The sequence below is a fragment of the Arthrobacter sp. LjRoot78 genome (assembly GCF_964254335.1).
GTDB lineage: Bacteria > Actinomycetota > Actinomycetes > Actinomycetales > Micrococcaceae > Arthrobacter.
Genome location: NZ_CAXUTG020000001.1, coordinates 406,777 through 419,396, shown reverse-complemented (window position 1 = coordinate 419,396; position 12,620 = coordinate 406,777). Strand labels below are relative to the sequence as shown.

The window sequence follows — 12,620 nt, the reverse complement described above, 5'->3', positions numbered from 1 at the left end:
GAAGAGGAAGTGTGCCGTGCGTGCTTGGTGGGTTGGCAAACCGGGGCCCGTGGTGACGGGGCATCCGTTAGTGTTCGGCGAGCGCCCTGATCCAATTCCCGGGCCGGGAGAGGTCCTGCTTGCCGTGCGCGTGTGCGGAGTATGCCGCACCGACCTCCATCTGGCAGAAGGTGACCTGCCGCCCCGCCAGCCCGGCATCATTCCGGGCCATGAAGTGGTGGGGGAAGTGCTGGAGCTCGGCGAAGGTGCCACCAGGTTCCGGATCGGGGAACGCGTGGGCGTCGCCTGGCTTGGGGCAACCTGCGGACGCTGCCGCTTCTGCCTCCGTTCGCAGGAAAACCTGTGCCTGTCCCCCACCTTCACGGGCTGGGACCGGGACGGCGGTTACGCGGACCGGGTGACGGTCAACGAGGACTACGCCTACCGGATCCCGGAGGTCTTCTCGGACGAACAGGCCGCTCCCCTGCTGTGCGCGGGGATCATCGGCTACCGCGCACTGAGCCGGGCCCAGGTCCCGGACGGCGGCCGCCTCGGCATCTACGGTTTCGGCGGCTCCGCCCACCTGGCCGCCCAGGTGGCCATGCACCGCGGAGCCAGCGTCTACGTCATGACCCGCTCCGAGGAGGCCCGGCGCCTCGCCCTGGAACTCGGGGCGGCTTTCGCCGGGGACGCCGACGACGAACCTCCCGTCCCGCTCGATTCGGCCATTCTTTTTGCTCCGGTGGGCTGGCTGGTACCGCAGGCGCTGCGCGCCCTGGACCGAGGGGGCACGCTTGCAGTGGCCGGCATCCACCTGAGCGACATCCCGCCGATCCATTACGGATCCGAGCTTTTCCAGGAACGGCAGCTTCGCAGCGTCACCGCAAATACCAGGGCCGACGGCGAGGAGTTCCTCCGCATCGCGGCGGACATTCCGTTGCGCCCCACCACCGTGCCCTACCGGATGGAAGCAGCTGGCCAGGCCCTGCAGGACCTTGCCGCGGACCGTATTACCGGGGCCGCCGTCCTGCATATGTCCTAGCCGCGACCCGCCTTAGGTTCCGGGTCCCAGCCTGAATTAGCCCAGCCGGAACTCGTGTTCCTGCCCGGCGTGCAGCAGGACCTGCTGGGTGCCGAGCCGGACCTGCACCGGGGAGGCGTCACCCGGGGCCGCGCTAACCCGGAGCCGGTCCTTTTCCAGGTGCACTGCCAGGAGCTGGTCCCGGTACCGCACGTTGAACGTGACCCTGCGGAGTTCCTTCGGAAGGCTGGGCGCGAAATCCAGGGCGTCCCTCGTGATGCGCAGCCCGGCGAAGCTCCGCTGAACCACGTCGATGGATCCGGCCATGGCGCCCAGGTGGATTCCCGCCCTGGTGGTGCCGCCCTGGGTGTCGTCCAGGTCCGCGTCGAGCGCCTCCCGGAAGGTGTCCCACGCCCTCTCCGGATCAAGCTGTGCCAGCACCGAAGCGTGCGCCACGCGGCTCAGGGTGGATCCGTGGGCGGTCCGGGCGAGGTAGAAGTCAACGGTCCGTGCGATCTGCCCGGACGTCACGGCATACCCGAGCCGGTCGAGGAACGTGGTGAGCTGGTCTTCACCGAGGACGTAAAGCAACATGAGGACGTCCGCCTGTTTGGCCAGCTGGTAATGGTTGGTGCTGGTGCCCTCGGCTTCGAGGATGAGGTCCAGGCGCTGGATGTTCCGGTAGGTGCGGCGGTAGTGCTCCCAGTCCAGCTCCTGGAGATTTTCGTAGCCGGCGAACTGGCTGATGATGCCGTCGGCGTGAAACGGCACGAATACCCTCCGGCCAAGCTTCGCCCAGGCCTCGATTTCGCCTTCAGTGACGCGCAGCCGATTGCGGAAATCGTCCATGTCGAAGCCGTGCAGGGAACTCATGATCCACACCGCCAGATCGCACACCCAGGCCGCCATGACGTTGGTATAGGCGTTGTCGTCCAGGCCTCCCCCGGGGTTGTCGGGGTAGCCGGTGTGGTACTCGTCCGGGCCCACCACAGCCCGGATATGGAATCTGTCGTCGGCAGGGTCGTGTTCGGCCATCGACGCGAACAGCCGGGCCACTTCCACAATGATTTCCGCACCGTGGTGCATCAGCCAGGCCCGGTCCTGGGTGGCTTCAAAGTACTGCCAGGCGTTGTACGCCACCGTGAGGCCCGAGTGGCGCTGCATGTGGGAGTAGTCCGGTACCCAGTGGCCGGAACGGGCGTTGAACAGCAGTTTGGGTGTTTCCTCCCGGCCGTCGCTGCCGCTCTGCCAAGGAATCAGGGCACCCTTGAACCCTGCCGCCCTGGCGGCGTCCCGGGCGGTCCCCAGCCGGCGCCACCGGTAATCAAGGAGCGCCCGCGTCACGGCGGGAAGCCGGGATGTCAGGAGGGGCAGGACAAAGAGTTCATCCCAGAAAATGTGCCCCCGGTAGCCTTCGCCGTGCAGGCCGCGGGCGGGAACACCGGCGTCCAGCTCCGCGGTATGCGCGGATATGGTCTGGAGCAGGTGGAAGACATGCAGGTTCAGGATCAGCTGGGCCTGGTTGGATGCGTCGAACTCGATGATGAAGGGCGTGAGCAGTCCCCTCCACGCCGCCTCGTGACTGGCCAGCAGCTCCTCGAAACCGCCCCTGGCGCGGTTCAGGACGTCCAGGGCGGCGGTCCGGGGTGAGGAAATGGCGTGGTCGCGGGACGTCACCACTGCCACGGTCTTGGTGACGGTTACCGGAATGCCGTCCCGGAGCTCCGCATCAAAGCGGTGCGCGAACTGTCCGCCGAGCTCTTCAGGCGTGGCGGGATGCAAGCTGGCGGGTACTTCGGTCCGGCTGGCCAGTGCAATGCCGATCCTGCTCTGACTCGTCCGCGCCAAAACCACCTGGGTAGCTACTCCTGGCCCGTCGTCGGCACCGGAGACCGCGATGCCTGCCAGGTGACGGTTGGACAGGAGGGCTTCCACCGGCACGTTCGAGTTGGTGATGTCCGTGTCGCAGCCGCTGCGGATGGCCACCCGGCCGTTCCATCCCACGGCGGTCACCGTCATCTCGAGCGCGGCGAGGTGCGGTTCCGCCATGGACACCAGCCGGCGCTGGACCACCTGAAGCTGCCGGCCGGCGTCGTCCTCCAATACGGTCTCCCGCGTCAGCAGGGCACGCTTCAGATCGAGCGTGCGGCGCTCGCTGCGGAGCTGCAGGCCGCCGTCGGACCACCACCGGCCGCCCTCCACGGAAAGGTCCAGCGGCAGCCAGTCCGGCATGTTGACCATGTGTTCGTCTTCGGTCTCCTGCCCCTGGATCACGCTGGTGAGCCGGTTGTATACACCGGCGAGGTACGTTCCCGGATAGTGCACACCGTCCCGGCGGTGTTCAGGGGCGGCGCCCCGCGTGGCCATATACCCGTTGCCCAGCGTGGTCAGGGCCTCCCGGTGGCCTTCGTGCGCGGGGTCGAATCCCTCATAGACCAGTTGCCAGGGGTCCGCGATGACCAGGCCGAGGTCCAGTTCGCTGACGTCTTCAAGTACGACGTCGGCTCCCGCGGCTTCCAGCTCCGCCCGGTGCCCGGCCCGGTCAATCCCCACCACCAGTCCGAATCCGCCGCGGCGGCCCGCTGCCACGCCGGCCACGGCGTCCTCGATGACCACCGCACGTCCGGGCTCCGCCCCGAGCTCCCTGACAGCATGGAGGAACAAGGCGGGGTCGGGTTTGCCGGCCAGCCCCAGCTGGGCTGCCGTGTTTCCGTCCACCACGAGGTCGAAGGCCTCCTGGAGGCCGGCGGCTGCCAGCACGGCCCGGGCGTTCCGGCTGGCAGTTGCGAGCGCCACCGGGACCTTCCCTGCCTTGAGCCGTTCCAGGAGGGCGACCGTTTCAGGGAAAACAGGGACAGGCCGGCGCCCCAGCAGTTCTTCGAAGATGCCGTTCTTGCGTGCGCCCAGCCCCACCACGGTCCACTCCCCCGGGCCATCAGCGTGCCCGCCCGCCGGCAGTGTGACCCCCCGCGACTGCAGGAACGCCGTCACGCCGTCTTCCCGGGTGCGGCCGTCCACGAAGCGCAGGTAATCGGTGTCCGTAAACGGATCGCGCCGGGCATCCTGCGGAATCCGGCGGTCCTGGAGGACTGCGTCGAAGAGTTCCTTCCATGCGGCCGCGTGGAGTTCCGCAGTATCCGTGACCACGCCGTCGAGGTCGAACACCACGGCGTCAACCGGGGCCAGCGCGGCGGCAACGGTTGGCGACTCAGTCATGGCTCAGTCCTACCAGCGATGGCCGGGCCTGCCCAGTGACGTTGGACCCCTCTTCCGGTTGGCTCCCCGGCAAGCTCTGCGGCTGGCTAACCGGCGACCAGGCTGTCCAGCGTGACGAAGCCGTAGCCAGCCTGGCGCATTCTCTCGATCATTCCCGGCAGGGCGTCAGCGTCCAGGGTTGAGCCGTCGGTCGGGTTGGACCCGATGTGCATCAGGACGATTTCACCGGGCTGCAGGGCGGTCAACGCACGGTCCGCCACCTGCTGCGCCGTGACACCGCCGCTGGTTCCCTTCCAGCCGAGCGTGTCGACGGACCAGCGCACCGGCACATACCCCAGGTTGTTCACGGCGGCGATGGTTCGTGCATCGCGGGCCCCGAACGGGAACCGGAACAGCGGCCGCGGGTCTGCTCCGGCGGCCACGATTGCCTGCTCCGCCGCGCGGACCTGGTCCCCGATACCGGCGTCCGGCAGGCCGGTGAAGTCCGGGTGTGTCTGGGAGTGGTTGCCCACACGGTGGCCGCCCGCCACGATGGCGGCCACCCCGGCAGGATTGGCCGCAGCCCAGGATCCCGTCAGGAAGAACGTCCCGCGGACCCCTGCGCCCGCCAGGGTCTGCAGGATCGAGGGGAGGCCGGCCGAGTTGGCGCCGGCGTCGAATGTCAGTGCCACCGACGGGCCGGCACCGGGAACCACCTCCACGTCCTGGCCGGCCAAGGCAAGGGGAAACGGGGCAACCGGCGGAGGGGGCTGCGGACCCGGCAGCGTTTCGGGCGGCGGCGTGGGGCCGGACGCCACAGGGGCCGGAGCGGGCGGTTCGCCAGAAGTTCCGGGCGGCGGGGACGGGGAATCAGACGGCTGTGGTTCCGTCGACTGGTTTCCCGACGACGGCGAGGCGGCCGGGCTCGAGGCGGCCGGCTCCGAAGGCTGCGGCGCCGAGGACGTCTGGCCGTCCGTCTGCTGGCCACCCCCCGGGTCCGATTCCCGCGGGGCACCGGCCAGGATCACGGCCAGTACCACCGCCGTGATCGCAACCACCGCCACCACGGCCGCCGCCACCAGCCTGCGATGTTTGCCTGGATAAGCGGACGGTTCACCGGCCATGTTCGACACCCTTCAACCATGACAGCGGCAGCCCCGTCCCTGACAGGGCTGAAAGGCCTGACAGGGCTGAAAGGCCTGCCGGGCTGAATCGCTGCCGGGCTCAAACGCGTGGCGGCTCAGCGCCCGCGGCGCATCAGGGCCCTATTCCCCTTGTTTCGCATCGCAGGTTCAATGGAGTGTTACCCATAGGTGGGTGTCCCATTGGAGTGTCCTATGGATGCGTCCTGTCAGTGTGTGTTCAGACGTGGCAGCTAACCAGATGAAGGCGGGTCTGCCTGTGAAACTTGTTCTCCGGTATCCGCTCGTTGCGGGCACGGTACTGGCCCTGATGGCTGTCGCCGTCCTGGTGATGTCCAGCCAGCCGGTGATCGCGCAGCTTGCGGCGAGCGGCTATGCACTGGCGGTGGCGGCCTACCTGTCCATCGGCATGATTCGAAGGCTGCGAAGCGGGCACTGGGGCATCGATATCCTGGCCGTGACGGCGATCGTCAGCACGGTGCTGGTGGGTGAGTTCATTGCGTCCATGATCATCGTGCTCATGATGGCCGGCGGCACCGCCTTGGAGGACTACGCGGCGGGCCGGGCGAAGGGCGAACTCAGCGCCCTGCTGGCGCGTGTTCCACAGACAGCCCACCGGGAGCGGAACGGCAACGCAAAGAACGTCACCCCTGCGAACAACACCGCCCCGAACGGCACTGACAGCAACGGCGGCCCTGAAAACGGCGCCCACGAGGACGTTGCAGCCACGGACGTCCTCGTGGGCGACATCCTGCTGGTCAAGCCCGGCGAAGTGGTCCCGCTGGATGGCGTGCTGCTTTCCGACGCCGGCACGTTCGACGAATCGTCCCTCACCGGCGAAAGCCTGCCGGTGGAACGCTCGGCCGGCGACGGCATCATGAGCGGCTCCGTCAACGGCGAGGCCGCCGTCCGGATGCGCGTCACGGCCGTCATGGAGGATTCCCAGTACAGCCGGATCGTTGCGCTCGTGAAGGAGGCCTCGGAAAGCCGCGCCCCCATGGTGCGCCTGGCCGACCGCTACGCCATCCCGTTCACCGCGTTCGCCTATGCGCTGGGCGCCGTCGCCTGGATTGTCAGCGGCAGCCCCGCCCGGTTCGCCGAAGTGCTGGTGGTGGCCACTCCCTGCCCGCTGCTCATCGCGGCGCCGGTGGCGTTCCTGGGCGGCATGAGCCAGGCGGCCAAGTCCGGCATCATCGTCAAATACGCGGGGGTCCTGGAGCAGCTCGGCAAGGTCCGCACCGCCGCCTTCGACAAGACCGGAACGCTCACCTACGGCCGGCCCTCGCTGGTGGCCATCGTCACGGCCGACACCATGGACCAGGACGAACTGCTGCGGCTGGCGGGCTCCGCGGAACAGTACTCCTCGCACGTCCTGGCCGCGTCCGTAATGGAGGCCGCCACCTCACGCGACCTCCGCTTCGAGACTGCCAGTGAGGCGCTGGAACATGCCACGCATGGGGTGCGTGCCGTGTTCGACGGGCGGGAAGTAGTGGTGGGCAAGCCCTCCTTCGTGGCCGAATTTGCGCCCGGCGTGGTGGAAACGGAGCTGGTCAGCGGCCAGCTGGCCATCTATGTGGGCGTCGGCGGCGTGTACGTCGGGGCCCTGGTCATGAGCGACCCGCTGCGCGCCGAGGCACGCCGGACGCTGGCCGAGCTGTCCGCACTGGGGGTCACCGAAACGGTGATGCTCACCGGCGACGCGCTGGCCACCGCCAAGCACATCGCGGCCGAAGTGGGGCTCACTGACGTCCGCGCCGAATGCCTTCCGCCGGACAAAGTGGAAGCGGTGAGGTCGTTGCCGCACCGTCCCGTAATGATGGTGGGCGACGGCGTCAACGACGCCCCCGTCCTGGCGGTGGCCGACGTCGGAATCGCCATGGGTGCGCGCGGTTCCACCGCGGCGGGCGAGTCTGCCGACGTCGTAATCATCCTTGACGACCTGTCCAAGGCGGCGCATGCGGTGCGGATCGGGCAGCGCACTGTCCGGGTGGCGATGCAAAGCATCTGGATCGGCATCGTGCTGAGCGTGGGGCTCATGGTGGCCGCGGCGGCGGGCTACGTGCCGGCCATCGCCGGCGCACTGTCACAGGAATTGGTGGACCTGGCCACCATCCTCAATGCGCTGCGCGCGCTGAGCCCGGGCCGGCACACGGCACCGCCAAAGCCTCAGGCGGAGGCCTCCACGTCCGCGATCACCCGCACCGTCTTGAGGTAGCTGTCCGGGTTGAGCGAGATGGAGTCGATTCCTTCGCCCACCAGGAAGGCCGCGAAGTCCGGATGGTTGCTGGGCCCCTGGCCGCAGATTCCAATCTTGATACCGGCTGCGTGCGCCTTGCGGATGGCTTCGCTGATCATTGCCGTGACGGCCTCGTCGCGTTCGTCGAAGAGGCCGGCCAGCTGCTCGGAATCCCGGTCAACGCCCAGGACCAGCTGCGTGAGGTCGTTGGATCCGATGGAGAAGCCGTCGAACTTCGGCGCGAACTTCTCGGCCAGGACCACGTTGGAGGGGATCTCGCACATCATGTACACCTGCAGGCCGTTTTCGCCGCGCACCAGGCCATTCTGGGCCATGACGGCCAGCACGCGGTCCGCTTCGTCCGGGGTGCGGCAGAACGGGATCATCACAATGACGTTGCTGAAGCCGATGGTTTCCCGCACGCGTTTGAGCGCGGCGCACTCCAGTGCAAAACCCTCCCGGTAGCGCTCGTCGTAGTACCGGGACGCGCCGCGGAAGCCCAGCATGGGGTTCTCTTCGGGCTGTTCGAAGGAGCCGCCGCCAATCAGGTGCGCGTACTCGTTGGTCTTGAAATCGCTGAGCCTGACGATCACCGGATGCGGATGGTAGGGCGCAGCGATCTTGGCGATGCCCAGGGCCAGCGCCTCCACGAAGTACTCCCGGGGGTCCGCGTAGCCGCTGGTCAGTTCCTTGATCTGCCGGGCTTCCTCCGCGTCCGTGACCCGTTCCGGATGAACCAGCGCCATCGGATGGACCCGGATCAGGTTGCTGATGATGAACTCCATCCGGGCCAGGCCCACCCCCGCCGCGGGCAGCCGCCACCACTGGAACGCGGCCCCCGGGCTGGCGATGTTCACCATCATGGCCGTGCGGGTGGCGGGCAGGGCACCCAGGTCCACATCCTCGGTGTCGAACGGGACCGTGCCCTCGTACACCCGGCCCAGGTCCCCTTCCGCGCAGCTCAGCGTCACGGCCTGGCCTTCGCCCAGGACGCTGGTTCCGTTCCCGGTTCCGACGACGGCGGGAACGCCCAGTTCCCGGCTCACGATGGCCGCGTGGCTGGTGGTCCCGCCGTGGTCCGTGACGATACCCGAGGCCCGTTTCATCACGGGAACCCAGTCCGGGTCCGTCATCTCGGTGACCAGGATGGCGCCGTCACGGAAGGACTCGATGTCCCGGGTGTCCCGGATGACGCACGCCGTGCCCTGCGCGATCGAATCCCCGATCGCTGCGCCCGAGGCCAGGACTGTGCCCGTGCCGCGGAGGTGGTGGATGGTGAAGCGTGTCCCGCTCTTGAGCGCCTGCACGGTTTCGGGCCGCGCCTGCACCATGAACAGCTCCCCGGTGGCGCCGTCGCGGGCCCACTCCATGTCCATGGGGCGGCCGTAGTGCTCCTCCACCGTCACCGCCCAGCGCGCCAGGTCCAGGATTTCGGCATCGCCCAACACGAAGGAGCCCCGCTCCTCCGCGGACGTCTCCACCGTCCGGGTCCGCGCGTGGCCGCCCCGGCTGTAGACCATCTTGCGGGCTTTGGAGCCGAGGGTCTTCTCGATGATCGGGGCCAGGCCCTTGTCCGCCAGGAGCGGCTTGAACACCACGTATTTGTCCGGGTTGATGCTGCCCTGCACCACGGTTTCACCGAGGCCCCAGGCCGCGCTGATCACGGCCGCGCGGGGGAAGCCTGAATCGGTGTCGATGGAAAACATCACACCGGAGGCGCCGACGTCGGACCTCACCATCCGCTGCACCCCGATGGACAGTGCCACGTCCAGGTGCTCGAAACCCTTCACCTCCCGGTAGCTGATGGCACGGTCCGTGAACAGCGATGCGTAGCAGCGCCGACAGGCGTCCAAGAGTTCGCGTTCACCGGAGATGTTTAGGAAGGTCTCCTGCTGCCCGGCGAAGCTGGCGTCCGGGAGGTCCTCGGCGGTGGCGCTGCTTCGGACGGCAACGGACAGCCGGTCCAGTCCCGCCCTGTCGGCAAGGGTGCGGTAGTGGCTGCGGATGGACTCGGCGATGTCTTCCGGGAATTCGCTGTCCAGGAACAGCTCCCGGATGGCCTCGCCCGTGGACCGCAGCGATATCTCGCCCGCCCGATACTCCGCGATCCGGGCGCGCATGGCGGCGTCGATGCCGTTGGCTTTGATGAATGTACGGTAGGCGGCCGCCGTGGTGGCGAATCCGTCCGGCACCCGCACTCCCCGGGACTTGAGCGAGCGCGTCATCTCCCCCAGCGACGCGTTCTTGCCGCCCACCTGGGGCACATGCTCCATCCCGATCTCGTCAAACCACACCACGTGGCTTTCAGTCATGGCTGTTCCCGCTCCTTGGTCCATGGTTTGATCCTCGTTTGCCGGGCCCCGGCGGGTCAGAGGCTTTGGACCTCACCTGCCGCAGCGGGACCGGCGGTATAGCTGGCCGCGCAACGGCCCGTGCGGTGCCCGCAGTGCCCGCCCTGCGGTGCCGGAACACCTTGTACAGCCAGTCCGCGACGATGACGGCGGGAATGGCGGCGAGCGCCACCGCAAGGCCCCCGGGCGACGGCGGCGCATGGCCCAGCAATGTGGCGATGGGGCCGACGAACAGGAAGGCCAGCAGGAGCCCGACTTCCGCCAGCACCGCCCAGACCAGCAGCCTGTTGGTGGCCCAGCCCAGCCGCCACGGCGGGGTGCTGGCACTGCGGCAGGCGAACGCGTTGGCCAGTTGCGCCAGCACCACCGTGGTGAAAGCCGCCCCGGAGGCCGCCATGAGAACGTCCGACACGGGTAGTTCCGCGCCCGGCCGCCAGCCCGCACCGAGGAGCACTGCGGTGTACGCGGTCATTTCGAAGAGGGCCTCCACCGGACCCAGCAGGCCGAACACCCGGAACATCAGGGCGCGGTCCATCAGGTGCCTCCGCTCCGGCGGCCGTTTCAGCGTGCCCTTGCTGGGGGCCTCGCTGCCCAGGGCCAGCGCCGGGAGCAGGTCGGTGCCGATGTCGAGGGCGAGGATCTGTAGCACGCTCAGCGCCAGCGGGAAGCGGCCGCCGGAGAGTGCCCAGATCACGAAGGGAGTGAGCTCGGCGACGTTGTCCGTCAGGTGGTAGGTCAGGAACCGCCGGATGTTCGCGTAAGTTGCGCGGCCCTGCTCCACTGCGGCGATGATGGTGGCGAAGTCGTCATCCAGCAGCACGAGGTCCGCCGCTTCGCGGGCCACGTCGGTGCCGCTCAGTCCCATGGCAATGCCGATGTCAGCCTGCTGGAGGGCCGGGCCGTCGTTGACGCCGTCGCCGGTCATCGCCACCACGTGGCCGCGGCGCTGGAGTAGGCGTGCCACGCGGAGTTTCTGTTCCGGGGTGACCCGGCTGATGACCACGCCGTCGCGGTCCAGCAAGGCGGTGAGGACGGCGTCGTCTTCCGGGAGGGTGTGTCCCTCCAGCACAAGCTCGGGTGAACCGATCAGTCCGGTTTCCCGGGCGATGGCGGCGGCGGTGAAGGCGTGGTCGCCGGTGACCATGGCCACCTTGATTCCCGCATCGCGGGCCGCCTCGAGCGCCAGGCGGACTTCGGCCCGGGGCGGATCGTGGAGGCCGATCAGCCCCAGCAGCGTGAGTCCGGCCTCCACTTTCTCCAGCTTGAAGCTGGCGCCCGGCAGGCCGGGCAGGCTTCGCTCGGCCACGGCCAGCACCCGCAGCCCGTGCGAGGCCATCTGGTCAACCATTTCCAGCGCGCGTTCGGCGCTGCTTTCGCCACACAGCGGAATCACGGATTCCGGGGCACCTTTGACGTACAGCGTGGTGCCGACGATCGCGGATTCGCGCAGCCGTCGCGGGTCGAAGGCAAAACGGTGCGATACCTCGGGTTCATCGGGTTCCTGCCCGGGGCCGGCCAGCCGGACGGCAAGCGCATCAATGGCGGCCTCCATCGGGTCCCCCTCGGCGATCCACTGCCCGTTGTGGAGCACTGCGCGTCCGGCGGAGGCGGCCAGCGCAGCGGTGCTGAGGTGCCGGGCCTCCCCGGTTCCCTTCCCGGTGACTTCGGCCTCGGGCCCGTAGCCCGCCCCGATGATGCTGAGCAGTCCTGCCGGGGTCCACACCTCGACGGCGTTCATCCGGTTCTGGGTGAGCGTGCCGGTCTTGTCCGTGCAAATGAAGGTGGTGGAGCCGAGGGTTTCCACCGCTTCCAGGTTCCGGACCAGGGCGTTGCGCTGCGCCATCCGCTGCGCCCCGACGGCCAGTGAAAGCGTGACCGTGGGAAGCAGGCCCTCGGGCACCAGCGCCACGGCCACCCCGATCGCGAAGAGGAACGCGTCGCGCCAGGAAATACCCACCAGCAGCGAGAGGACAAAGAACAGCACGCCGATCCCCAGTGCCACCGTGGCTGTGATGCGGACAATCCGCTGCAGTTCCAGCGCCAGCGGGGTTGGGGGCGCCTCGACCTTGCCGGTCAGTGCGGCGATCTCGGCGAGACGGGTGCCGCTGCCCGTGACCGTGACGATACCCTCTGCCTCGCCGTTGACCAGGAACGTCCCGCCGAGGACGGCGTCGCCCGGGACCTTGGCTACGGCTTCGCTCTCGCCGGTGAGCATCGACTCGTCCACTGAGCATCCGGCGGCCAGCACCAGCCGGAGATCCGCGGGGACCCTGTCGCCTGCAACCAGCACCACCACGTCGTCCGGCACGAGCTCGGTGGTGTGGACCTTGACAATGCGGCCGTCCCGGCGGACCGACACAATGGCGGGAAGCAGCTCACGGAGCCTGGCTGCAGCCCGCTGGGCACGTTCCTGCTGGATGTAGGCGAAGATTCCGTTGACCAGGATCACCACGACGATCGCGACGGCCAGCTGCGGCATGCCGGCCATGTAGGCAAGTCCGGCCGCCACCCAGAGCATGATGGCAAAGAAATGGGTCATTTCGGCCAGCAGCTTGCGCCAGCGCGGCACCGGGCGGACCTGCGGCAGCCGGTTGGCCCCGACCATCTTCAGCCGGAGTGCAGCCTCCTCGGAGCTGAGGCCCGCAGCCCGCGGCAATGCACCGGAGCCGGCGCCCGGGATCACGGCTGCAGCCCGC

Annotated in this window: 6 protein-coding genes; 2 read left to right on the top strand and 4 right to left on the bottom strand. The window is 68.5% G+C overall.

Features of this window, described 5'->3' with window-relative positions:
• Nucleotides 1-16 precede the first annotated feature (16 nt).
• Nucleotides 17-1,021 carry a zinc-dependent alcohol dehydrogenase family protein gene (locus ACSQ1X_RS02020; protein WP_055801446.1) on the top strand — a complete coding sequence of 335 codons (1,005 nt, stop codon included), beginning with the start codon at nucleotides 17-19 and terminating at the stop codon, nucleotides 1,019-1,021.
• A gap of 36 nt (nucleotides 1,022-1,057) precedes the next feature.
• On the opposite strand, the gene ACSQ1X_RS02015 is transcribed toward ACSQ1X_RS02020, so the two are convergent.
• Both ACSQ1X_RS02015 and ACSQ1X_RS02010 read right to left on the bottom strand, forming a co-directional pair.
• Nucleotides 1,058-4,216: a beta-phosphoglucomutase family hydrolase gene (locus ACSQ1X_RS02015; protein WP_436056463.1), complete on the bottom strand. Its 3,159-nt coding sequence runs from the start codon at nucleotides 4,214-4,216 to the stop codon at nucleotides 1,058-1,060.
• Nucleotides 4,217-4,302: 86 nt separating this feature from the next.
• Nucleotides 4,303-5,319, bottom strand: coding sequence for a polysaccharide deacetylase family protein (locus ACSQ1X_RS02010; protein WP_436056462.1), 1,017 nt, complete (start codon nucleotides 5,317-5,319; stop codon nucleotides 4,303-4,305).
• Nucleotides 5,320-5,578: 259 nt separating this feature from the next.
• On the opposite strand from ACSQ1X_RS02010, the gene ACSQ1X_RS02005 reads away from it, so the two are divergent.
• Nucleotides 5,579-7,552 (top strand): heavy metal translocating P-type ATPase, encoded by a 1,974-nt coding sequence (locus ACSQ1X_RS02005; RefSeq protein WP_436059240.1) that lies wholly within the window; start codon nucleotides 5,579-5,581, stop codon nucleotides 7,550-7,552.
• On the opposite strand, the gene ppsA is transcribed toward ACSQ1X_RS02005, so the two are convergent.
• Nucleotides 7,504-9,885: a phosphoenolpyruvate synthase gene (gene ppsA, locus ACSQ1X_RS02000; protein ID WP_436056461.1), complete on the bottom strand. Its 2,382-nt coding sequence runs from the start codon at nucleotides 9,883-9,885 to the stop codon at nucleotides 7,504-7,506. The genes ACSQ1X_RS02005 and ppsA overlap by 49 nt on opposite strands.
• On the bottom strand, nucleotides 9,878-12,607 hold the full coding sequence (locus tag ACSQ1X_RS01995) for a cation-translocating P-type ATPase (RefSeq protein ID WP_436056460.1): 2,730 nt from the start codon (nucleotides 12,605-12,607) through the stop codon (nucleotides 9,878-9,880). The genes ppsA and ACSQ1X_RS01995 overlap by 8 nt, the downstream gene beginning before the upstream one ends.
• Nucleotides 12,608-12,620 lie beyond the last annotated feature (13 nt).

What these genes read in the sequence shown, in the direction of transcription:
- ACSQ1X_RS02015 (WP_436056463.1), bottom strand. Translation starts at nt 4,216, where the DNA reads ATGACTGAGTCGCCAACCGTTGCCGCCGCGCTGGCCCCGGTTGACGCC.
- ACSQ1X_RS02010 (WP_436056462.1), bottom strand. Translation starts at nt 5,319, where the DNA reads ATGGCCGGTGAACCGTCCGCTTATCCAGGCAAACATCGCAGGCTGGTG.
- ACSQ1X_RS02005 (WP_436059240.1), top strand. Translation starts at nt 5,579, where the DNA reads ATGAAGGCGGGTCTGCCTGTGAAACTTGTTCTCCGGTATCCGCTCGTT.
- ppsA (WP_436056461.1), bottom strand. Translation starts at nt 9,885, where the DNA reads ATGACTGAAAGCCACGTGGTGTGGTTTGACGAGATCGGGATGGAGCAT.